This window comes from Rugamonas sp. GW822-FHT03B10, assembly GCF_058801745.1.
The window spans coordinates 74,227-97,248 of sequence record NZ_JBXANP010000015.1 but is presented as its reverse complement, the minus strand read 5'-3'; the positions used below and the strand labels follow the sequence as shown (position 1 = coordinate 97,248).

Below are 23,022 nucleotides of genomic sequence, written 5' to 3'. Positions count from 1 at the left end.
GCGGCGCGGGTGGGGGGAGGGGCGCCTCAGACCTTGGCGGCGATCAGCTTGCCCAGGGTGGCGATGCCGGCGCGGATGCGCTCCGGCGGCACCGTCACGAACGACAGGCGGAAGGTGTTGGTCTCCGGTTCGTTGGCGTAGAACGGCGCGCCCGGCACGAAGGCCACCTGGTTGGCGATGGCCTCGTCCAGCAACGCCATGGCGTCGACGTGCTTGGGCAGGGTGACCCAGATGAACATGCCGCCTTCCGGCTTGGTCCACTTCACGCTGGCGGGGAAGTGCTCGGCCATCGCGTCCAGCATCACCTGGCACTGGTCGCCGTACAGATGGCGGATCTTCGGTATGTGGCGCTCCAGGAAGCCGTCCTTGATCACGCGGTGCACCACCATCTGCGTCAGCTGCGAGGTGTGCAGGTCGGCCGCCTGCTTGGCCAGCTCCAGGCGGCGCACCAGCGGCAGCGGCGCCACCACGTAGCCGAGGCGGATGCCGGGGGTCAGCACCTTGGAGAAGGAGCCCATGTAGATCACGCCGTCCGGGTTCATGGCCACCATCTTCGGCAGCGGTTCGCCCTTGTAGCTCAGCGAGCCGTACGGATCATCCTCGATCAGCGGCAGGCCGAGGCGGGCGCAGGTCTCCACCAGCTGCTGGCGGCGCTCCACCGACAGCGTGCGGCCGGTGGGGTTCTGGAAGTTGGGCAGCGCGTACAGCAGGCGTGCGCCTTGGGCCACTTTGTCCAGCGAGGACGGCACCAGGCCGTGGTCGTCCGTCTCCACCGACGCGAATTCGGGGCGGTACACCGAGAACGCCTGCAGCGCGCCCAGGTAGGACGGGGTCTCCACCAGCACGCGGCTGCCTTCGTCGATCAGCACCTTGCCCAGCAGGTCCAGCGCCTGCTGCGAGCCGGACGTCATCAGCACCTGTTCCGGCACGATCTTCGCGCCGTTGGTGGACAGCGAGTCGGCGATCCACTGGCGCAGCGGCAGGTAGCCATCGGTGGGGCCGTATTGCAGCGCCACGTTGCCCGAGTCGGTCAGCACCTGGTCGAACGCTTCCTTCATCTCTGCCACGGGGAAGGTGGCGGGCGAGGGCAGACCGCCGGCGAACGAGATGATCTCGGGGCGCTGGGTGATCTTCAGGATCTCGCGGATGAAGGAGCTTTGCATCTGCTGCGCGCGCTCGGCGAAGCGCCACGGCATCGGATTCGGGTTTTCAATTTTCATACTTGTCTCACTGAGTAGATGCCGGGCTGGCCCGGACTAGGGACAGGCGCGCTTGTGGCGGCCTGCGGATGGGCGGCGCCGGGTAGGGCGCCGCCCGGGAATTACGCGACTTCCACCACCAGGTCGATCTCGACGCAGCAGCCGAGCGGAATCTGGGCCACGCCGAAGGCGGCGCGCGCGTGCTTGCCGGCGTCGCCGAACACTTCACCGAGCAGCTCGGAGGCGCCGTTGGTGACCAGGTGGTGCTCGGTGAAGTCGGGCGTGGAGTTCACCAGGCTGGTGAGTTTGACGATGCGGCGCACGCGCGTCAGGTCGCCGCCCACGGCTTCCTGCAGGGTGCCCATCAGGGCCACGGCCACGCCACGCGCGGCCGCCTTGCCTTCTTCCGTGCTGATGTTCTTGCCCAGCTGGCCCACCCATGGCGAGCCGTCGTCCTTGCGCGCGATATGGCCGGACAGGAATACCAGGTTGCCGCTCTGGACGTACATGACGTAGGCGGCCACCGGCGCGGCAGGCGCGGTCAGGGTGATGTCGAGGGCTTTGAGTTTTTCGTAGACGGACATGAGGGTTCCAATAGGTGAAGTCGAACGAGCGACGGGTTTGTTTATCGTGTGTATTTAGTCTGCGTATTTGGCCGTGGCTGTGCGGCTGGTGGCATAGAGTGAGCGCGTCGTGCGCGGCAGACCGATATTGTACGTCGTGCCGGGGGCGCTGCCCACAAAGCAGGCAAAATCAGAATTCTCTACGGTTTTAACGCCGCTTGACCTGCATTTTGCGGCCCGCGCCCACCACAATAATCACTGCCAGTGCGAATAACAGGGTTTGCCATTCCAGCGCCTCGCCCAGGAACAGGGCTGCGCCGAGCATGGTCAGGAATGGCTGCACCAGCTGCACCTGGCCGACCCGGGCCACGCCGCCCAGCGCCATGCCCCGGTACCAGAAGAAGAAACCGATGAACATGGAGATCAGCGACACGTAGGCGAATCCGGCCCAGGCGCGGCCGCCGGCAGCGGCGATCTGGCCGGCATCGCGCCAGACCAGCCAGGCCACGGCCGGCGCCAGCACGGGCGCGGCCAGCAGCAGCGCCCAGCAGATCGTTTGCGGCCCGCCCAGGGTTTGGGACAACTTGCCTCCTTCCGCGTAGCCGAGCGCGCCCAGCACCACAGCGCCCAGCAAGGCCAGGTCGGCCGGGAGCAAGTGGCCGCCGCTGCCGTGCAGGGCGAAGCCGGCCACCAGCGCCGTGCCCAGCATGGCCATGCACCAGAAGCCGGCCGAGGGCCGCTCTCCGCCGCGCAACGCCGCCCACACGGCCGTGGCCAATGGCAGCATGCCGACCAGCACAGCGCCGTGGGTGGCCGGTACGGTGCGCATGGCGATCGACGACAACCACGGAAAACCGACGATGCAGCCGCCGGCCACGCAAGCGAGCGGCAGGAGCGCGGCGCGCGGCGGCCACGGCGCGCGCTGCCAGCCCAGCCACAGGGCGGCGCAGCAGGCCGCAGCCACGGCCCGGCCCAGCGCCACGAAGGCGGGATCGAGGTCGGCCACGGCCAGCCGGGTGAAGGGCAGGGTCAGGCTGAACATGGCCACCCCGATCAGGCCGAGCAGCATGCCGGCGGCATCGTCGCCCAGGCGGGCGGTGGTGGGCACGGGCCGGGTAACGGCGGCTGGTGGTTGCATGGTGTTTCCTTGTTGTGATGGTCTGTGCCGGTACGGTTCCTGGCAGTGTGGCCGGGCCGTTCAGGCGCCTTGCAGAACACCGGCCAGCATGGCCGTGTCCACATTGCCGCCCGTCAGGGGCAGGCCGATGCTGCGGCCGCGCCAGCGCGGATCCTGCTGCAGGGCGAGGGCGGCGGCCAGCGCGGCGGCGCCGGCCCCTTCGGCCACGTTGTGGGTTGCACGGTGGTACAGGCGCATGGCGTCCGCCACCTGCTCGTCGCTGACTGTCACCACGTCCTCCACGTGTTCCAGGATCATGGCCAACGAGTGCGGATCGGGCACGCGGCAGGCCAGGCCATCGGCCAGCACGGTGGTGACGGGCGATTCGACGCTGCGGCGCGCCCGGAACGACAGCTGGTAGGCCGGCGCATGTTGCGACACCACGCCGATGATGGGCATGCTCAGCCCGAGCGCGTCGCGGGCGGCGATGGCGGCGCAGATGCTGGAACCCTGGCCGATCGGCGCCAGCAGCAGTTCCAGGCCGGGGCGGGCGCGCAGCAGTTCCATCCAGGCCGTGGCCACGCCGGCCATCAGGTCCGGATGGTAGGACGGGACCATGTGCAGGCCATCGCGTTCGGCCAGCATCAGCGCGTGCTCGCGGCTTTCCTGGAATTCGTCGCCATGTTCGATCAGCCGCGCGCCCAGCGCGCGCATGCCGGCGTTCTTCTCCGTGCTGTTCCCGTGCGGTACGACGATGGTCGCCTGCAGGCCATGGCGGCGCGCCGCGTAGGCCAGCGACAACCCGTGGTTGCCGCGCGTGGCCAGCACGATACCTTTGACGCCGGGCAAACGGCGTGCAAGTGCTTCCACATAGACCAGTCCACCGCGTACCTTGAAGGCGCCGGTGGGGGTATGATTTTCGTGTTTGATCCACGTTTCCACGCCCAGCGCCTCGTTCAGCAGGGGCCAGCTGTATTGGGGCGTGGGCGGCATGGCGGCATAGACGGTGGCGCCGGCGGCGTCGAGCTCGGAGCAGGTGGGCAGGGACATGGTTTGGGTTCCTCTGGTGGTGGATTTGCGGGCGTTTCAGGTGTATCCTAAGCGACAACACCAGTACAGTACCAATACACTTTTCCACATAATTTCAAATACTGTGACGGTAATATGACCAATACACTGTCCGTGCGCGCAGCCGCGCCCGCATCTACCACTCCATCCGCGCCGGCCGGCAAGGCGCGGCCCGTGGCGCTGGTGGGGTTGCTGTCGCGCGAATCGGGCGAATCGCTGATCGACCAGATCGTCCGTTCCGTGGCGGCCCGCATCGACGACCGGCTGCTGCGCGGCGGTGCGCGCATGCCGTCTATCCGCCAGTTCGCCGCCGCGCATGGTGTGTCGGCTTTCACGGTGGTGGCCAGTTACGACAAGCTGGTGGCGCGCGGCTACCTGGAATCGCGGCGCGGCGCCGGTTTCTATGTGCGCGAACGGCCCGCGCTCGGTCCGGGTGCCGCCGCGCCGGGAGCGGGGCAGGTGGCGCGCCCGATGCAGGAGCGCTTCGATACCAAGCCGATCGACGTGGTCTGGCTGGTGCGGAACATGTTCCGCCAGGTGCCGCACCAGCAGATGCCCGGCACGGGCGTGCTGCCCGCCGAATGGCTCGATGGCCCCATGGTGGCCAACGCGCTGCGCGCCGTCAGCCGCCAGCATCCGGGCACCTTGCTCAATTACGGCGTGCCCCACGGCTCGCTGCTGTTGCGCCAGCAGTTGCAGCGCAAGCTGGCGGAGCTGGAAATTGGCGCGGCGCCCGAGCAGATCGTCACCACGGCCGGCGTGACCCAGGCGCTGGATCTGGTGGCGCGCGAATTCGTGCGGCCCGGCGACACCATCTTCGTCGACGACCCGGCCTGGTTCCTGATGTTCGGCTCGTTCGCCGCGCTGGGTGCGAAGGTGGTGGGCGTGCCGCGCCTGGCCGATGGCCCGGACATCGCGCAGCTCACCCAACTGGCGGCCATCCACCGGCCCAAGCTGTATGTCATCAATTCGGTGCTGCACAACCCAAGCTCCACCTCGCTGTCTGCGGCCAAGGCGTTCCAGGTGTTGCGGCTGGCCGAGGAATACGATTTCGTCATCGTGGAGGACGACATCTATTGCGACCTGCATCCGGGCAGCGCGGTGCAGCCGGCCACGCGCATGGCGGCGCTCGACCAGTTGCGGCGCGTGATCTACCTGGGCGGCTTCTCCAAGACCATGGCCGCCAACCTGCGGGTCGGTTACATCGTCACCTCGCATGCATGGGCCGAGCGCCTGGCCGACCGCAAGATGCTGACCACGCTGACCACCAGCGACATCGGCGAGCGGGTGGTGTACAAGGTGCTGTCGGAGGGCGCTTACCGCAAGCACGCCGACCGGGTGCGCGCGCGGCTCGATGGCGTGCGCGCCAAGACGATACGCCAGCTGGAGCGGCTCGGCATGACGATCGACGTGGCGCCCACGGCCGGCATGTTCGTGTGGGCCGACGCGGGCTGCGACACCAACGCGCTGACTGAACGAGCCTCGGCGGAAGGATTGCTGCTGGCGCCGGGCAGCCTGTTCTCGCCGCAGCAACTGCCGTCCACCCGCATGCGGCTCAACGTGGCGGCCATGCAGGATCCGGCCGTGTGGCGTTTTCTTGAACGGGAGCTGCCGCGCGGGCGCGCGGCGCGCTAGAATGGGCTGTCGGCGGAAGCCGGCGTCGTGCTACACAAATCAGGCTTCACAGATCAAACATCAAAGATCAAGCATCACCGATCAAGCATCGCTGCATACGCATCACTGGTCACTTTCACACTGCACGTGTTGCAGCATGACGCCGTGCACCGCCGGAGCTTGCGCCTATGGATTCCATCTTCGATCTGCTCGAACACTGGACTGAGCGGCAGCCTGACAAAGTCCTGTTCGAGTTCCGCGACCGGCTGGGACAGACCAGCGCGCGCCACACCTACCGCACTTTTCACGCGTACACGCTAGCCCTGGCCGCGCGCCTGATCACCACGCCCGGCCTGGCGCCCGGCGCGCGCGTGCTGCTGGCGCATCTGGCCGGACTGGAAGGGGTGGCCGCCTTGCTTGCCTGCGCACGCGCCGGCATGATCGGTGTGCCGGTGGCCTTGCCGCGCACGGCCGGCGACACGGCCATGCGCCGCCTGCGCGCGATTGGCGAGAATTGCGGCGCGGCGGCCTTGCTGACGGATGACGTGCACGCGGCGCGGCTGGCGCAATTGTTCGCCGCCTCCGGCATGGCGCCACCGTGGCCGTTGCTGGCGCTGGACGACGGCGCGACCGCGTCCGATCCCCTGTCCGCCGGCGCCGGCTTGCCGCCGCCCCGCCATGAACGGCTGCTGTTCCTGCAATACACGTCCGGTTCCACGGGCCTGCCGCGCGGCGTCATGGTCAGCCACGAGAACGTGATCGCGAACGCGCGCGCCACGCTCGATCATGTGCCGACAGGCGTTTCGTGGCTGCCGCAGCATCACGATATGGGCCTGATCGGCTACTACCTGTTCCCCATCATCTCGGGAGGCAGCAATTACGGCTTCGCGCCGGTCGACTTCCTGCGCCGCCCCGCGTTGTGGTTGCGCATGATCGCGGAAGTGGGCGCGACCTATAGTTCGTCGCCCAACTTCGGCTTCGAATACTGCCTGCGCGAGGGCAAAGTGTCGGACGCCGAACTGGATGGGGTGGACCTGTCCTGCCTGCGGGTGTTGATGAACGCGGGCGAGCCTGCGCGGCCGGACACCATACGGCGCTTCCATCGCCGTTTCGCCCGCTTTGGCCTGGCACGCGAGGCGTGCACGGTGGCCTACGGACTGGCGGAGAACACGCTCAACGTCACGCACGGCGGCTGCAGCAGTCTGGCCGTGCTGCGCGACCCGCGCGCGGGCGGGAACGGACACGCGGACGCGCAAACGCACACGCGCATGCAAACGCAAACGCAAACGCACAAGCAAATTCTCGCCAAAGCGGGCGATGCCGGATGCGCCGTGGAATACGCGAGCTGCGGCACCCCCGTGCCCGGCGTGGACGTGCGGATCTGCGCGCCGGGAAGTGACCTGCCGCTGGCGGAACTGGAAGTGGGCGAGATCAGGGTGGGCGGCCCGTGCGTCACCGCCGGCTACTGGAATAATGTGGCAGCCACCCGCGCGCTGTTGGGCGAGCAGGCAGGCGAGGGCAGCGGCACCAGCGACGCCAGCCACACCAGTCACACCAGCCACACCAGTCACACCAGCCACACCAGCCACACCAGCCACACCAGCCACACCAGCCACACCAGCCACACCAGCTACACCAGCCACAGCTGTAACTGCTGGCCCCTGCGCACGGGCGACCTGGGTTTCCTCCACCAAGGCCAGTTGTACGTGTGTGGCCGTAGCAAGGACATGCTGATCATCGGCGGCGCCAATTTCTTCCCGGACGACCTGGAGGAAGCGGTGGCGGCCAGCGGTGCGGCCGTGCGGCCACGCGGCATCTGCGCATTTCAATGCGACGACGGAAGTGTGACTGTGCTGGCCGAGCCGCAGCGCGCCGACGCCTTGCCTGATCCCGCAGTGCTGGCGCTGGCCATCCGTGCCGTGTGCGGCCTGCTGCCGGACCAGTTGCACGTGGTCGCGCCGGGCACGGTCGCCATGACCACCTCGGGCAAGATCGCGCGTGCCGAAACGCGCGCCCTGTTCGAAGCCGGCAAGGCTGAATCGCTGGCAAGCTGGCGTAACGACGCGCCTTGCATGCTGCGGGAAGGCGAAGCCGATGGGGAACAATCTAACTGGCGCAGCGCCGTGCAACGCGCATTCGCCCGCCAGGGGATCGCCAGCGACAGCGTGGCGCTGGCCGACCTTGGCATCGACTCGCTGGCGCTGACGGAAATCCAGTTGGAGCTGGAGGACGTGCTGCGTGGCTTCGGTTCGGGCGCGCTGGCCGAGGCGCTCGATGCCCAGCTGCTGCAACGCCTGTCGCAGCGTAGCCTGTTGTCCGCGCTGGCGCCGCTCGATCACGGCGATACGGGCGGCGCCGATGCGGCCATGGCGGCCCTGGCGCAGCTGCGCGCGTCGCTGGACGACGCCATCGCGGCGCGCATGCTGGAAGACCGGGGCCGAGCGCTGCCCGTCACGGAAGACTTCGCGCCGCCCACCGGTCGGGCCGGTCGGGCCCTCTTGCTGACGGGCGTGACGGGTTTCTTCGGCCCCTTCCTGCTTGATGCGCTGCTGCGCCAGGGCGACGACGAGGTGGTGGTGCTGGTGCGGGCATCGGATCCTGGCGCCGCCATGGCGCGGGTGGAGGCGGCCCTGCGCCACGCGCGCCTGCTCACGCCCGCGCTGCAGGCGCAGTTGCGCGCGCGCGTGCGCGCCGTGTGCGGCGACCTGGCGTTGCCGTCGTGGGGATTGAACGCTGCGCAGTGGCAGGCGTTGGCGCATAGCGTGGGTGAAGTGTTCCACAACGGCGCCTGCGTCAATTACGTGATGACCTATGAAGCCATGCGCGCCACCAATGTGGATGGCACGCGCACAGCCTTGCGGCTGGCCCGCGACAGTGGCGCGCGTTGCCTGCATCTGGTGTCGAGCACCTTCATTTTCGGCTGGAGCGCCAAGGGCGTGCTGCTGGAATCGGACTGCAACGCGGGCATGGAAGCGCTGGACTTCGGCTATGCGCAAAGCAAATGGGTGGCCGAACAGCAGGCGCTGGCCGCGCGCGCGGCCGGCATGGACGTGCGCGTCTACCGGCCTTCGCTGATTTCCGTCTCGACCCGGGGCGCGGGCGATGACAACGACGTTGCGCTGCGCATGCTGGCCTTCATGATCCGCCACGGGATCGCCGTCGATACGCCCAATCAGCTCAGCATCGTGGCGGCGGACGTGATCGCCCACAATATGGTGGCCATCGCGCGCCGGCCGCAGGCGCCGGCCACCCCGTTGCATGTGACGGCGGACAATTACTACAGCATGACGGCCCTGACCCGGGTGATCGAGCGCGACTTCGGCTATCGCTTCCGCTATTACGACATCCCCCATTTCATCGACCAGCTCAACCTGCGGTGCTCGGCCAGCGATCCCGTGTTTCCGCTACTCGACTTCTTCAACCGCTCGGCCGACAAGATCGCCGCCATGCAGCTCAAGCGCTACAGCAGCAGCGCCTACCGACAGGCCCGCGATGGCTTGCCGGACGGGCGGGCCGATCCCTCGCTGGAACAGACGGCCAGCTATCTGGTGCGCTATCTGCTGGAGCAGGGCATGATCGCGCCGCTCACGGCGGCAGCGGGGGCGGCGCAGGATTGAGGCGGCGTGCCAAGGCGTCGCACAGGCCGGCCGCCAGCAGGCCGGCGGCGGCGTCGGCCACCGTGTGCTGCTTGGACAGGCAGACAGCGGCCACGATGGTGGCCAGCACCAGGGCGCCTGGCAGGCGCCAGCGGGCGTCGTGGCGCGACAGCGCGCGGGCGGCCAGCGCCGTCAGCGATACGTGCAGCGATGGCAGCAGGTTGCGCGGCGGGTCGATCGCGTGCAGATGGAGCAGGGCCCAGGCCGTGAGCGGGTCCAGTCCGGCGGTGCTGGCCCGGGCACGCAGTTCAGGCGCCGCCGCCGGCACCAGCACAAAACACAGGATGGAGAAGGCGATCAGCAGCGCATAGCTGCGGGCTGTGTGCCGGAACAGTGCGGGCGACTGTAGCAGTACAGCCGGCATGCCCATCCAGACAATGCCGAACAGATAGGGCCACAGTGCAAGTCCGGCGAACGGGATGGCCGCGTCGAGCGCGGACGATGGATTAAAAATGGGCGCTGGATGCAGCCATATGCCGGCCATAAAATAGCCCAGCGCCCAAAACCCGGCCAACCCCACACTCCAGGCCAGCCGGGTGCCCAAGAAAAGGCGTGCTTCAGGTCCCTGCATCAATCAAGCCCGCTTGTGCCAGCGCGGCGTGGGTGCCTGGCCAGGCCGTTTTCAGCGTGGCCCCGATCCGGCTGCGCGCGCGCGGGTCGAACCGCACCAGCGACGCCAGCGACGCCAGTTCCGCGTCGAGCTGCTGCGGCGTGGGCGACATCACACAGTCCAGCGGCGCGGCGCCCAGCCAGGCCGCCACCTGGTCCCGCATGTCGAGCCGCTCGGCTGCGCCGTGCCAGGTCCGTTGCAGCGGTTCGAAGATGGCCCATTGCACCAGCGGCAGCGCCAGCGCCGCGCGCAATTGCGGCTCCAGTTGCGTCACCAGACCCGGCGCACCGGCCGGCAAGGGTTCGCCGCGCAGCAGCAGCGTCAGGTAGGAAGCCACCCGGGCCGGGCTCAGGTAGCGCGGGCAGGCCGAGCGCAGTTCCTTCTCGGCCTGGCGCACCGCCGCCGCGTCGTCTGGCGCCAGCGCCAGTTGGCCGGCCAGCTGGAACCACGCGAACAGCGGCCGCACCACCAGCGCCATCACGCCCATGCGCGACGCGTCGCTTTCCCTGATCTGATCGGCCAGGGCCGGGCTGAAGCGCCAGTACTGGTCGTAGATGGCGTCGATCAGGCGACCGGCCAGCGGCGCGCGCGCCGCCACCTCGTCGCGCAGCGCGCGCATGCCCGTCACCTCCCGCGACTGTTCGGACCCGCTGGCGGCCGTCACGATGAAGCAGCTGACGCCTCCTCCGCCCGAACCCGGCGGCGGTGGCGGCGGCGCAACGTACACGCTCAGGCAGGTCGATTGCGGCTTGCCTATCTGCGATCGGTCGAACGTGAAGTTGCGCGACGAGTAGCCGGACTTGGAGATCTGCACGATGTAGCCGCTGTAGTAGTCGTCGATCAGCGCGATGAACTGGCCATAGCTGTCGGTGTAGCCGCCGCCGCCGTAGCCGTCGCTGATCAGCGCGCCCTGTAAGCCCGCATTGGTGGCGCAGTCGTGCACCACGAGTGTCACTGCCCAGACCATGGCTATTCTCCTTTGGCGACGGTGGAGCCGAACAGCGATGGTCCGGCGAAATGGGCGGCGGGGATGGAGGCGCCGCGGCTGCCGGGCAAGGCGCCGGTCAGCAGCGACGACGGCCCGCCCTGGCCCTGTTGCGCGGCGATGCGCAGCATGCCGGCGATCTTGGCCACCAGGTCGGCGCTGTCGCGGATCGGCAGCAGCGACTCGAAGCCGAAGCGCTCCACCATGCCGGGGTCCAGATACATATCGTCCACGTGCACGTACTGGACCGCGCGCTCGATTTCCTCGATCGAGGAAATGGGCAGGTGCTTATGCATGGCGCGGGCGATCTGCAGCGTCAGGCGGGCCTGGGGAAACTGCGCGATCACCATGGCCTGCAGCGCGGCGTCTTGCGGATCTTGGCTGGGAATCTTCATGGACTCGTCCTCCATAGGTAAATGCGGGGTGGCGCGGAACCAGGCCGGATGGGCCAGGACCAGCAGGTAGCCGCCGGTGACGGCTTGGGCGGTGGTGTGGCAGATATTGAGCACCACGAAGGTGTTGAGCGGCAGCGTCAGCTCCTGCAGTTGCAGTTCGATCTGCTGGGCCATGCCGGCCTGGCCGTCCACCTTGAACAGGTGTTCGCCCAGCGGCGCGCGGCCGTCGAGCGGCATCGGGCGCAGCTTGTCGTCGGGGCGCGCCAGCACGCGCGTGGCGCCGGTCTGGCGCGCGCCGGCGATCACGGTCTTGGCCGGGATCTGCTGGCCAGCCACGGGCGGCTGGCGCGGCCCGCCCGGCGGGCGGCGCGCCGTCACGGCCTGTGGCCGCAGGCCGGCCAGCAGGTGGGCGGCCGCTTCGCCCAGCAGGCGTACGGCGTTGGTCGGTTGTTTGGGCATTTCGCGCAGCACGCCGCGCAGGGCCGTCACATGCAGTTCGGCGCGGGTGCCGCCGGGCGCCCAGAAGTGGAACGGCTGCGCCACGGCCGGCAGTACGGCCAGGTTGCGCTGGCCCACGTGGCGGTCGGCCCAGGGCTGGAACGGCAGCAGCAGCGGATCGAGCACGTGGTTGTCGCAGTTGACGAAGGCGCATTCGTGGCCGTTGTTCAGATAGCTCGGCACCCACGGCGTGGCGCAGCGCACCACGCGCGACGTCATCGGCCCGATCTCGGCCCACTCGGTGCCGATGAAATGGGCGTCGGCCGCCCCCAGGCCCACGGATGGATCGGCCCAGTAGAAGTCGATCTTGGCCGGCGCCGCCGTGCCCGCGCCCAGGTTGAACACGCGCGCCACCAGGTGGTTCTCGGCGCCGGCCTGGGGCCGGCCGGACGGGTCCGGACTCTCGACCCAGATGAAGGGCGAGGCCCAGTACGGCGTGCCGGAGGCCAGCGGACGCAGGCCGTAGTCGCCCAGGTTGCAGGGCAGGACCATCCACGCCGTGTACTGGGCGCGGCCGCCCTGTTCCTTGAGCCAGGCCAGCCACGCGCGCCGGCGCGCCTGTTCCTGCTTGTCGAGCGCTTCCTGGGTGCGCTGCCATTCATCCAGCCATTGCTGTTCGTCGCGCTTGTCGCGCGGCCGCTGGTCGCCGCGCTTTGCCGGTTTCAGGTCGGGCATGATGGGCCTCACGTGCTAGGTTCGATGTCGACCGGATTGGTCCAGTCGTCCGCCACGAAATGCCAGTTCTGGAAGCCCAGGCCGCGGTCGCCGTCCAGGTCGTGGTCGGGCAGCTCGGACGTGGGCGCGCCCAGCCAGGCCAGCATGGCGTCCACCGTGTTGATGAAGCCGGCCGGCTGGTTGTTCATGCCGGGCGCGAACGGCCACGGGCTGGCGTCGAACGGCGAGCGGCTGCCCAGCGGATTGGCCGGATCGTCGAGGAAGCCGGACGGGTAGGCCGCCGCCAGCGCCGGCTGCGTGCCTGGCTGCTCCAGCGCGCCGCTGGCGTCGTCGAACCACGAGAAGCCCATGCCATTCCACGGCACCACGGGATAGCCTTCGCGCGAGGGCCGGGTCAGCACGATGTTGTCGCCGGTGCGGATGTGGGTGGGGATGGCCGACAGCAGCTGCACCACCGTGTCGTCGGTGCTCAGTTCTGGCGTGTACGGGTGCACCAGGCCGCCCAGGCTCATCACGTCGTGCAGCGCGCGCAAACCGTTGTACATGTAGAGCCGGTACCACACCAGGCTGCAGCGGAACTTGTCCCAGTCGATGGTGCCGGCGCTGACGGCCAGCGCGATGGCGCCGGCGATGGCCGCGCCGCCGGCCACCCAGCCGCCGAAGCACAGCGCCACGATGCCGAGGATGGCCAGCAGGACGGCGCACACCACGTTGGCCGGCTTGACCTTCTTGTCGATCTCCGGTGGCGGCGGGCCGCCCGCGCCGCCGCCGGCGTCGCCCGGCACCACGGGATTGGTCCATGGCGGCGCGCCGCCGCAGTCGGTGGGCGCCACCGGGGCCACGGCGTTGCAGCCCAGCGTCTGCGGGCTGGTCTGGAACCACAGCACCAGCCACGCCATGGCGTAGGCGTCCTGCAGGCGGTCGGCGTCCATTTGCGGGCGGTCCATGCCCAGGTCGCCGTACACGTGTTCGTAGGCGTCCAGCCAGTAGCTGACGAAATCGGCCGGCAGGCCCGTGCCGAGCGCGTTGCCGAGCCGCAGATCGTCCATCATGTGGTCGGCGTCGAACGCGGCGCCGGGCACGGCGATCTGCTCGTGCAGCGCCTGCGCGCACAGGTTGGGCCAGTCCGTGTAGGGCTTGGGGCGCGGCCCGACCGTGGCGTAACCATAGGACCACAGGTCGATGTAGTTGCCGACGAAGCGCGAGCGCCACCACTGGTTGCGGTACGGCGCGCCGACGATGCTGGCCACGGCGCTGGCGCCGCCCGCGCTGAGCGACCAGCTGGACAACCAGCCCAGCGCGTAGGCCTTGAATTCGTCGCGCCCGCTGGCCTGGGCCGATTCCCACAGCCGCTGGGCGAAGCGGCCCGTGCGCCGCTGCGACAGGAATTCGCGCAGGGTCCAGAAACGCGGCGGGAAGCCGGCACCGCCGCCCGCGCGCGGGCGCACGGAGGCCGGCATCATGCGCGTGCCGATCAGGTCCGCCACCTGCGGCACGATGCCCAGATTGCTCAGCGTGCCGTCACCCTTGATGGCGACCAGGATGGCGCTGAGGTCGGTGGCGATCTGGTTCAGCGTGTCCACTTCGCCGCTCATCGCCTGCAGCGCGTCCAGGTCCTCGGCGGCGGCCACCGTGTCGAGCCGGTCGAGCAGGTCGCGGATGCGGTCCAGCACCGGCTTGAGGCCGGGGTTGGCGGCCGTGCCGTCGCCGCCGAACACGTTGAACACCAGCTTCCACAAGGCGATGTAGGGATTGGCGCCGGCCCCGCCCAAGGTGCCGCTGGCGGGCAGGCGCACGGGGGCGAAGTCGCCGATGGCCGTGCCCAGCGCGCCGAAGTTGGCGTAGCGCGCCTGGTTGGAGATCAGGTTGCCCAGCGCCGCCAGTTGCGGGTCCGGTGCGGCGAGCAGGCGTTGTTTTAGCAGCTGCAGCGCCGCCAGTTTGGTGGCCATGCCGATCATGACGTCCCCCCGTTTTTGGATGCACGCCGGATGCATCGTGGATCAGGAATGCTGGCGGCGCGCTCCCCGCCGCATGGGTGGGAGCGAGCGCGGCTGTGTTCACTATAGGCAGTAAAACCCCGGGGAAATACGCCAATTGTCACACGCTAAGATGAAAGTTTTACGTTTGGGCAGCCATTTTTTCCTGTGGGCTTGAATTCGATCTTATAATCCCCACCTTCGAAAAATCCGTGCAACAAACCTGTATCAACCGAGACTAACTAGAGGTAAAAATGGCTGACAACGAAAAGCAAACCCTGGGCTTTCAAGCTGAAGTGAAGCAGCTGCTGCAATTGATGATCCACTCGCTGTACTCGAACAAGGAGATTTTCCTGCGCGAGCTGGTGTCGAACGCGTCGGACGCGGCCGACAAGCTGCGCTTCGAGGCGATCAACAACGACGCCTTGTACGGCAACGATCACGAACTGAAAATCAAGGTTGGCTTCGACAAGGAAGCGCGCACCATCACCATTTCCGACAACGGCATCGGCATGAGCCGCGAGGAAGCCATCTCGCACCTGGGCACCATCGCCAAGTCGGGCACCAAGGAATTCTTCGGCAAGCTGTCGGGCGACCAGCAGCAGGACGCGGCCCTGATCGGCCAGTTCGGCGTGGGCTTCTATTCGGGCTTCATCGTGGCCGACAAGATCACGGTCGAGACCCGCCGCGCCGGCGCGGCCGCCAACGAGGCGGTGCGCTGGGAATCGGGCGGCGAGGGCGATTACAGCGTGGAGACCATCGAGAAGGCGTCGCGCGGCACCGACATCATCCTGCACCTGCGCGAAGGCGAGGATGAACTGCTGTCGAGCTGGAAGCTCAAGTCCATCATCCGCAAATATTCGGACCACATCTCGCTGCCGATCGTGATGCGCAAGGAGGAGTGGGACGAGGAGAAGAAGGAGACCGTGCTCAAGGACGAGCTGGAAACCATCAACCAGGCCAGCGCGCTGTGGGCCCGCAACAAGTCCGACATCACCGACGAGCAGTACGAGGAATTCTACAAGCACGTCTCGCACGACTTCCAGGCGCCGCTGACCCACACCCACAACCGGGTGGAAGGCCGCAGTGAATACACGCAGCTGCTGTACATCCCGGCCAAGGCGCCGTTCGACCTGTGGGACCGCAACAAGCGCAGCGGCATCAAGCTGTACGTCAAGCGCGTGTTCATCATGGACGACGCCGAGCAGCTGATGCCGACCTATCTGCGCTTCGTGAAGGGCGTGATCGACTCGGCCGACCTGCCGCTGAACGTGTCGCGCGAGATCCTGCAGGAGTCGCGCGACGTGAAGGTGATCCGCGACGGTTCGACCAAGCGCGTGATCGGCATGCTGGAGGAACTGGCCAACGCCGACGAGCAGGACAAGAAGGACAAGTACACCACCTTCTGGAAGGAGTTCGGCCAGGTGCTGAAGGAGGGCATCGGCGAGGACGCCACCAACAAGGAGCGCCTGTCCAAGCTGCTGCGCTTCGCCTCGACCCAGAACGACAGCGACGAGCAGAACGTCTCGTTCGAGCAGTACGTGGCGCGCATGAAGGAAGGCCAGGACAAGATCTACTACGTCACGGCCGATAACTACAAGGCCGCCAAGAACAGCCCTCACCTGGAGATCTTCCGCAAGAAGGGCGTGGAAGTGCTGCTGCTGACGGACCGCGTGGACGAGTGGATGCTGTCGTTCCTGCAGGACTACGAGGGCAAGGAACTGGTGTCCGTGGCCAAGGGCGGCCTGGACCTGGGCAAGCTGGAGGACGAGGCCGAGAAGAAGGAACACGAGGAAACCGAGACCTCCTACAAGGACCTGGTGGCCAAGATGAAGGAAGCGCTGGGCGACAAGGCCAAGGACGTGCGCGTGACGTTCCGCCTGACCGATTCGCCGGCCTGCCTGGTGGCGGACGAGCACGAGCTGTCGGGCAACCTGCTGCGCATGTTGAAGGCGGCCGGCCAGAACGCGCCCGAGTCCAAGCCCATCCTGGAAATCAACCCCAACCACCCGCTGGTGACGCGTCTGAAGTACCAGGACGCGGGCAGCCAGTTCAACGACTGGGCCCACATCCTGTTCGACCAGGCGATGCTGGCCGAAGGCGGTTCGCTCAGCGATCCCGCCGCCTTCGTCAAGCGCCTGAATGAAATGCTGCTGGGCGGCGCGGCCAAGTAAGCGTGCGGGATTGAGCCCGGCCCTCGGGCCGCATGGCCGGAACACCCTGGCGTCATGTGCACGGAAGTGCGCATGACGCTTTTTTTTGGGGCGGGCCGAAGCGCGTCAGCTTTGACGGCGGCGCCGTCCCAGCAGCAGCGCGGGCAGGCCCAATGTCAGCATCGCCAGACCGCTCGGCTCCGGCACGGGCGCGGCCGGCGTGAAGCCGCGGATCTCGCCGTCCGGGTAGGTGTCCGAGTGGATGTTGAGGTAGGCCTCGCCGCTCGTCAGCCCGGCCAGCAACGCCTGTTCCGCGCCGGACGTGGTGCCGCCATGGGCCGTGAGGAAGGCCGGGTTCCAGCTGCTCGTTTGCGACGTGTCGAACAGGTGGGTGTAGGCGCCGCCATGGCCGCCCAGCGGGAAGCCGGGGAAGCTGGGCAGTTCGGTGGCCACCGGCGCGCTGCCGGTGCCTGGCGCCGCCGTGCAGCAGTGGATGTGGGCCGCCGTCGTCACGCCATCGAGCCCGCCATAGGCCACCGTCACCTGCAGTTGGTGCATCAGGTCGTTGAAGTCGATCACCGCCGCGCCGATGCCTTTGGAGGCGTTGGCCGGGTCCTCGTGCGCCCCGTCGAGCAGGACGGCGTAGCTGGCCGCGTGGGCCGCTGTCATGGTCGAGAGCAGCAGCGCGAGCGCTGCCGCGCCATGTCGGATTTGCTTGTTCATCTTATCTCCTTTGCTGGTTCGTGAAACGGCGGACGGACTGTCGCCCGCCACCGTTAGACCGCGTCGCAAAAGGAGGAGTTCCTCCTGCTGGGATAAGGAACCTGCGCCACCGCCGTTACAGTTCCGTGCGGAGCGCGAACAGTTCGGGGAACAGCACCACGTCCAGCATCTTGCGCAGGTAGCTGACGCCGGCCGTGCCGCCGGTGCCGGTCTTGAAGCCGATGATGCGCTCGACCGTCGTCACATGGCGGAAGCGCCAGAAGCGGAACGCCGTCTCCAGGTCGACCAGTTTTTCGGCCAGCTCGTACAGCGCCCAATGGTGGCCGGGGTCGCGGTAGACCTCCAGCCAGGCCGCCTTGACCGAGGCGTCGGCCACGGTGGGCTGGGTGCAGTCCGCGTGCAGGCGCTCGGGCGCGATGGCCAGGCCGTTGCGGGCCAGCAGGTGGATGGCCTCGTCGTACAAGGATGGCGTGCGCAGCGCCGTGTCGAGCAGCTGGAACACGTCGGGCGCGGTGCTGTGCACGTTGAGCAGGGCGGCGTTCTTGTTCCCCAGGATGAATTCGATCTCGCGGTACTGGTAGGACTGGAAGCCGGACGAGGCGCCCAGGTAGGGGCGGATCGCCGTGTATTCGGGCGGCGTCATGGTGGCCAGCACGTCCCACGCGTGCACCAGCTGGTCCATGATGCGGGCCACGCGGGCCAGCATCTTGAAGGCCGGCGCCAGGTCGTCGGCGCGCAGGTGGGCGCGCACGGCGTGCATCTCGTGCAGCATCAGCTTCATCCACAGTTCGCTGGTCTGGTGCTGGACGATGAACAGCATCTCGTTGTGGTTGGGCGACAGCGGGTGCTGGGCGTTGAGGATCTGGTTCAGGCCCAGATAGTCGCCGTAGCTCATCGATTTGCTGAAGTCCATCTGGGCGCCGTGCCACTGGGCGTCGGCGCCCGCGTTGGCGCCGGCCGCGTGCGGGCAGCCGCCGGCCGCGCCTTGTTTGTTCTGCTCGGTCATGGTGTGCTCTTGTCGGTGTTGTCAGGTCACGGCGTCGCGCTTGGCGTGCACGTCGTAGGCTTGCCGGTCGAGGATGTCGCGCAGGATCTCGACCGCGTCCCATACGTCGGCGTAGCTGGTGTACAGCGGCGTGAAGCCGAAGCGCATGATGGCCGGTTCGCGGTAGTCGCCGATCACGCCGCGCGCGATCAGGGCCGCCATCACGGCGTAGCCATGCGGGTGGCTGAAGCTGACCTGGCTGCCGCGCAGCGCGTGGGCGCGCGGCGTCACCAGCGCCAGCGGATGGGCGGCGCAGCGCTGCTCCACCAGTGCGATGAATAGGTCGGTCAGGGCCAGCGATTTGGCGCGGATCGCTTCCATGGTGGTCTGCGCGAACACGTCCAGGCCGCATTCGACCATGGCCAGCGACAGCACGGGCTGGGTGCCGCACAGCGCGCGGCCGATGCCGTCCGTGGCCGTGAAGTGGGGCGTCATCGCGAACGGCGCCGCGTGGCCCCACCAGCCCGACAGCGGTTGCCGGAAGCGGGCCTGGTGCCGCGCCGGCACCCAGATGAAGGCGGGCGCGCCGGGGCCGCCGTTCAGGTACTTATACGTGCAGCCGACGGCCAGGTCGGCGCCGCCCGCGTGCAGGTCGAGCGGCACGGCGCCGGCCGAGTGGGCCAGGTCCCACACGATCAGGGCGCCATGCGCATGGGCCAGCGCGCTGGTGGCGGCCATGTCGTGCTGGTAGCCGGTGCGGTAGTTGACGTGGGTGAGCATGACGACGGCCGTGTCGGCGGCTATCGCGTGGGGCAGTTCGTCCACCGCGTCGACCAGGCGCACCGTGTAGCCGCGTTCGAGCCACGACGACAGGCCCTCGGCCATATAGATATCGGTGGGGAAGTTGCTGCGCTCGGTGACGATCACGCGGCGGCTGGCCCGTTGCGGATCGTCGGCCTGCATCCGCAGGGCGGCGGCCAGCGCCTTGAACAGGTTGACCGAGGTGGTGTCGGTGATCGCGACCTCGCCGGCGGCCGCGCCGATCAGCGGCGCCAGCCGGTCGCCGAGGCGGCGCGGCAGGTCGAACCAGCCGGCCGTGTTCCAGCTGCGGATCAGGTCGTGGCCCCATTCCTGGGCGATCACGTGCTGGGCGCGGGCCAGCGCCGCTTTGGGGCGGGCGCCCAGGGAGTTGCCATCCAGATAAATCACGCCTTGCGGCAGGTCGAACTGGTCGCGCAGGGCGGCGAGCGGATCACGCGCGTCGCGTTCCTGACAGTCTGTGCGAGTTGTCATTAAGTAGCTTTCTTCGGGTAGAGGAAATACTTGAGGCCTCAACATTTAAGGCGCTAGCCGCGAGTGTAGCAATTTTTTATGTGTTTTAGCCAAAAACCGGCCTGCGCCGGCAGTTCTCCGGGCACGCAGATCGCCCGCAAACCCGCATGAACAGGGGCTTTGCGCCCGGTCGCCCGACTTTTTTCAAAAATTTTCAAAAAAATTCAAAAAAAACCTAAAGTTCCCGAAAACGCTGCCGTTACCAGTTTTAAGAAGCGGCTGAAAAGGCGCTTCGGACGGTGTCGGCGGGGTGGATGTAAAAATTCGAAAAATTTTCAAATTTTTTTCGTCCAGACCCTAAAGTTCCTGAAAAGGCTGCCGTAACCGGGTTAGATGTGGCAAAAATGCGTCGCCATAACGCACTATTTTTTTGCTTAGGACCGGATGTTGTTGAAGCTTCCCGACCGCTTGGAACCCGCGCCGCAAGGGCGTAGGACACCGATCTGCGAGTGTTTGTAAGACAAACACCGACAGGTCGCACCTGCTATTTCCCGACGAAAAATACAGAGGGTTGCCTCTACTCGGTTTTTTGTTGCTCCCGCAGAATGTATCTCACTGGAAACGCAATTGTGTTCCGCGCTGAAGATAACGGATCGAGGAGATGGAAATGACTGCTAACGATATGATGGCCGAAATTCGCGACGCTAACCTGAGCTACCTGATGTTGGCTCAGCAGATGATCCGTGCGGACAAGGTGACGGCAATCTTCCGCCTGGGTATCGCCGCTGAAATCGCCGATCTGATCGAGGGCATGAGCAACGCCCAGATCCTTAAGCTCGCCGGTGGCAACATGATGCTGGCCCGCTTCCGCTTCGACGACAGCGCCATCCTGTCGATGCTCACCAGCCACAACAAGGACCGCGCCCTGGCCCAATCGCACGCCGCCATCCTGATGGCCGGCCAGCCGGTGGAAGAAATCGTTTAAGATTCTATCTTCCATACCAGCAATAACCGGCAACAGCGAGGAGAGCACATCATGGCCACGAAAAGTGTCGTATCGGAAGCCCAGGAGATCCAGCTTGCGATCGAACTGATCCAGCTGGGCGCCCGCCTGCAGTTGCTTGAATCGGAAGTGTCGCTGTCGCGCGAGCGCCTGCTCAAGCTGTACAAGGAATTGAGGGGGGTGTCGCCGCCCAAGGGCATGCTGCCGTTCTCGACGGACTGGTTCCTCACCTGGCAGCCGAACATCCATTCCTCGCTGTTCATTAATATCTACAAGTTTCTGGTCGATCATGCGGGCGCCACCGGCATCGAAGCCATCATGAAGGCCTACAAGCTGTATCTGGAGCAGATGCCGCCCGAACCGGGCCAGGAGCCGCTGCTCTCGCTGACCCGCGCCTGGACCCTGGTGCGCTTCTTCGGCAGCAAGATGCTGGAACTGGCGCCGTGCGGCAAATGCCAGGGCAAGTTCATCGTCGACAGCATGGACCTGAACGGCAGCTACGTGTGCGGCCTGTGCCACATGCCTTCGCGCGCCGGCAAGACCAAGAAATCGCGCGATTCCGACAGCCTGGCCGCGTGACGCCACGCCCGCCGGTGCCCGCAACCGGGCGGGGCAGGGCGTGAGCCGGTCCCATCGTCCAGCCTCCCGCAAAAACGGCGCCGGCACCGCCGCCGCGCCGACCGGGCCGCGCCGCCTGCTGCGCGCGCCCGCCGTGCAAGCCTTGCTGATCCAGTGCGTGGTCGTGCTGCCCACGCTGTTCCTCGTCTACCTGCTCGCCACCCTGCGCCTGCCCGTCACCTTGCTGACGGTGGCCTTGCTGCAGGGCGCGCTGGCGGCCCTCGTCACCTACAAGCTGGACCTGGCGTCCTGGTGGCGCACGATCCAACTGCTGTTCCCCGTCGCCGTGCTGGCGGCCAGCGCGCTGCACCTGCCGCCGTCGCTGTTCCTGGGCGCCTTCCTGTTCTTGCTGGTGCTGTACTGGTCGACCTTCCGCACCCAGGTGCCGTACTACCCGTCGCGGCTGGCCGTGTGGCAGGCGGTCGAGCAATTGCTGCCGGCCGGTCCCGCGCGCATGATCGACATCGGCAGCGGACTGGGCGGACTGGTGCTGTACCTGGCGCGCCGCCGTCCCGATGCCGATTGCGTGGGCATCGAACTGGCGCCGTTGCCGTGGGCGGTGAGCGCCGTGCGGGCCAGGCTGGCCGGCGGCGCGGCCCGGTTCCTGCGCGGCGATTACGAATTGCTTGATTTCGCTCAATTCGATCTCGTGTTCGCCTACCTGTCGCCGGCCGCCATGGATGGCCTGTGGCGCAAGGCGTCAGCGGAGATGCGGCCTGGCGCCATGCTGCTCAGTTATGAGTTCGCCATCGCCGCCCGCGCGCCCGACCGCACCGTGACGCCGATCGCGGGCGGCCCCCCTCTGTACGCATGGTACTTTTAAGCATCATTTGGCGTTATTTACTTGCCGGGTCGCCATTCTCACGTTATTGTAGTTCCACGTATAAATTTATTGAATTCAGAGGGCGGATGAGCTTACATTCTGTCCCTCTTCGCGCATCCGGCGTCCTTGTTCACCACCGTGACGGAGTCGGATGCTGCGGCGCAGCGTAATGAGGGGAGTCAGCGCACTTGTTAGTCATAATCGGATATATCGTAGTCTGCGCTGGCGTGTTCGGCGGTTTCGCGCTCAATGGCGGCCACCTGGCCGCGCTGCTGCAGCCGCTGGAACTGGTGATGATCGGCGGGGGTGCGATGGGCGCCTTCCTGGTCGGTAACAATGGCAAGGCCATCAAGGCCACGCTGGCCGCGCTGCCGACCCTGCTCAAGGGTTCGCGCTACACCAAGGACCTGTACATGGAGCTGATGTCGCTGCTGTTCGACATCCTGTCCAAGGTCCGCAAGGAGGGCTTGATGTCGATCGAGGGCGATATTGATTCGCCGCATGAGAGCCCCTTGTTCAACAAGTATCCCGGCGTGCTGCATGACCACCACATCATCGAGTTCATGTCCGACTACCTGCGCCTGATGGTGTCGGGCAATATGGACGCGTTCCAGATCGAGAACCTGATGGACAACGAGATCGAGACCCACCACCACGAGGGCATGGTGCCGGCGCACGCGCTGGCCAAGCTCGGCGACGGCATGCCGGCCTTCGGTATCGTGGCGGCCGTGATGGGCGTGGTGCACACGATGGAATCGGTGGGCATCCCGCCGGCCGAGCTGGGCATCCTGATCGCGCACGCGCTGGTCGGCACCTTCCTCGGTATTCTGCTCGCCTATGGTTTCGTCGGTCCGCTGGCCAGCCTGCTGGAGCAGAAGCTGGAGGAATCGACCAAGATGTTCCAGTGCGTGAAGGTCACGCTGCTGGCCAGCCTGAACGGTTACGCGCCCGCGCTGGCGGTGGAATTCGGCCGCAAGGTGCTGTACTCGACGGAACGTCCGACCTTCGCCGAGTTAGAGGACCATATCAAGAAATCGAAGTCGAAGTAAGTCCGGTCGCACGGTATGATCTCGGGAATGACGCACATCA

General features: G+C 67.0%; 18 protein-coding genes. 7 read left to right on the top strand and 11 right to left on the bottom strand.

The window, feature by feature from the left end; translation table 11 throughout:
* Nucleotides 1-26 precede the first annotated feature (26 nt).
* The 4 genes from AC1RQG_RS20995 to AC1RQG_RS20980 form a co-directional block, all read right to left on the bottom strand.
* On the bottom strand, nt 27-1,220 hold the full coding sequence (locus tag AC1RQG_RS20995; protein WP_493134233.1) for an aminotransferase-like domain-containing protein: 1,194 nt from the start codon (nt 1,218-1,220) through the stop codon (nt 27-29).
* A 101-nt stretch (nt 1,221-1,321) separates the two neighbouring features.
* On the bottom strand, nt 1,322-1,783 hold the full coding sequence (locus tag AC1RQG_RS20990) for a RidA family protein (RefSeq protein ID WP_493134231.1): 462 nt from the start codon (nt 1,781-1,783) through the stop codon (nt 1,322-1,324).
* A gap of 187 nt (nt 1,784-1,970) precedes the next feature.
* Entirely contained in the window at nt 1,971-2,900 is a 930-nt protein-coding gene (locus tag AC1RQG_RS20985) for a DMT family transporter (protein ID WP_493134229.1), read from the bottom strand.
* A 60-nt stretch (nt 2,901-2,960) separates the two neighbouring features.
* On the bottom strand, nt 2,961-3,929 hold the full coding sequence (locus tag AC1RQG_RS20980; RefSeq protein ID WP_493134227.1) for a threonine dehydratase: 969 nt from the start codon (nt 3,927-3,929) through the stop codon (nt 2,961-2,963).
* Nucleotides 3,930-4,043: 114 nt separating this feature from the next.
* Here AC1RQG_RS20980 and AC1RQG_RS20975 point away from each other — a divergent pair, with 114 nt between their 5' ends.
* A complete protein-coding gene (locus AC1RQG_RS20975) occupies nt 4,044-5,582 on the top strand; it encodes an aminotransferase-like domain-containing protein (protein WP_493134225.1) in 1,539 nt (512 codons plus the stop codon).
* Nucleotides 5,583-5,749: 167 nt separating this feature from the next.
* Nucleotides 5,750-9,178 (top strand): thioester reductase domain-containing protein, encoded by a 3,429-nt coding sequence (locus AC1RQG_RS20970; RefSeq protein WP_493134223.1) that lies wholly within the window; start codon nt 5,750-5,752, stop codon nt 9,176-9,178.
* Here the strand turns inward: AC1RQG_RS20970 and AC1RQG_RS20965 are convergent.
* The 4 genes from AC1RQG_RS20965 to AC1RQG_RS20950 form a co-directional block, all read right to left on the bottom strand.
* The gene (locus AC1RQG_RS20965) at nt 9,147-9,701 is read right to left on the bottom strand and encodes a phosphatase PAP2 family protein (RefSeq protein ID WP_493134221.1); all 555 of its coding nucleotides are present in this window, start codon (nt 9,699-9,701) and stop codon (nt 9,147-9,149) included. The genes AC1RQG_RS20970 and AC1RQG_RS20965 overlap by 32 nt on opposite strands.
* 73 nt (nt 9,702-9,774) lie before the next feature.
* Nucleotides 9,775-10,794, bottom strand: coding sequence for a CFI-box-CTERM domain-containing protein (locus AC1RQG_RS20960; protein WP_493134219.1), 1,020 nt, complete (start codon nt 10,792-10,794; stop codon nt 9,775-9,777).
* 2 nt (nt 10,795-10,796) lie between these two features.
* On the bottom strand, nt 10,797-12,380 hold the full coding sequence (locus tag AC1RQG_RS20955; protein WP_493134217.1) for a hypothetical protein: 1,584 nt from the start codon (nt 12,378-12,380) through the stop codon (nt 10,797-10,799).
* Between the two features lie 8 nt (nt 12,381-12,388).
* Nucleotides 12,389-14,338 carry a hypothetical protein gene (locus AC1RQG_RS20950; RefSeq protein ID WP_493134215.1) on the bottom strand — a complete coding sequence of 650 codons (1,950 nt, stop codon included), beginning with the start codon at nt 14,336-14,338 and terminating at the stop codon, nt 12,389-12,391.
* A gap of 272 nt (nt 14,339-14,610) precedes the next feature.
* Here AC1RQG_RS20950 and htpG point away from each other — a divergent pair, with 272 nt between their 5' ends.
* The gene (gene htpG / locus AC1RQG_RS20945; protein WP_493134213.1) at nt 14,611-16,530 is read left to right on the top strand and encodes a molecular chaperone HtpG; all 1,920 of its coding nucleotides are present in this window, start codon (nt 14,611-14,613) and stop codon (nt 16,528-16,530) included.
* Nucleotides 16,531-16,635: 105 nt separating this feature from the next.
* On the opposite strand, the gene AC1RQG_RS20940 is transcribed toward htpG, so the two are convergent.
* The 3 genes from AC1RQG_RS20940 to kynU form a co-directional block, all read right to left on the bottom strand.
* Nucleotides 16,636-17,232, bottom strand: a complete 597-nt coding sequence (locus AC1RQG_RS20940) for a CHRD domain-containing protein (protein ID WP_493134211.1) — start codon at nt 17,230-17,232, stop codon at nt 16,636-16,638.
* A 115-nt stretch (nt 17,233-17,347) separates the two neighbouring features.
* The gene (kynA, locus tag AC1RQG_RS20935; RefSeq protein WP_493134209.1) at nt 17,348-18,238 is read right to left on the bottom strand and encodes a tryptophan 2,3-dioxygenase; all 891 of its coding nucleotides are present in this window, start codon (nt 18,236-18,238) and stop codon (nt 17,348-17,350) included.
* Nucleotides 18,239-18,259: 21 nt separating this feature from the next.
* Nucleotides 18,260-19,510, bottom strand: a complete 1,251-nt coding sequence (gene kynU / locus AC1RQG_RS20930; protein WP_493134207.1) for a kynureninase — start codon at nt 19,508-19,510, stop codon at nt 18,260-18,262.
* Between the two features lie 646 nt (nt 19,511-20,156).
* On the opposite strand from kynU, the gene flhD reads away from it, so the two are divergent.
* The 4 genes from flhD to motA all read left to right on the top strand — a co-directional run bounded on the left by flhD (nt 20,157) and on the right by motA (nt 22,982).
* Nucleotides 20,157-20,474, top strand: coding sequence for a flagellar transcriptional regulator FlhD (gene flhD, locus AC1RQG_RS20925; RefSeq protein ID WP_182159314.1), 318 nt, complete (start codon nt 20,157-20,159; stop codon nt 20,472-20,474).
* A 51-nt stretch (nt 20,475-20,525) separates the two neighbouring features.
* The gene (flhC, locus tag AC1RQG_RS20920; protein WP_493134205.1) at nt 20,526-21,071 is read left to right on the top strand and encodes a flagellar transcriptional regulator FlhC; all 546 of its coding nucleotides are present in this window, start codon (nt 20,526-20,528) and stop codon (nt 21,069-21,071) included.
* 142 nt (nt 21,072-21,213) lie between these two features.
* Nucleotides 21,214-21,933, top strand: coding sequence for a class I SAM-dependent methyltransferase (locus AC1RQG_RS20915; RefSeq protein WP_493134317.1), 720 nt, complete (start codon nt 21,214-21,216; stop codon nt 21,931-21,933).
* A gap of 188 nt (nt 21,934-22,121) precedes the next feature.
* Nucleotides 22,122-22,982: a flagellar motor stator protein MotA gene (motA, locus tag AC1RQG_RS20910; RefSeq protein ID WP_493134203.1), complete on the top strand. Its 861-nt coding sequence runs from the start codon at nt 22,122-22,124 to the stop codon at nt 22,980-22,982.
* Nucleotides 22,983-23,022: the final 40 nt, after the last annotated feature.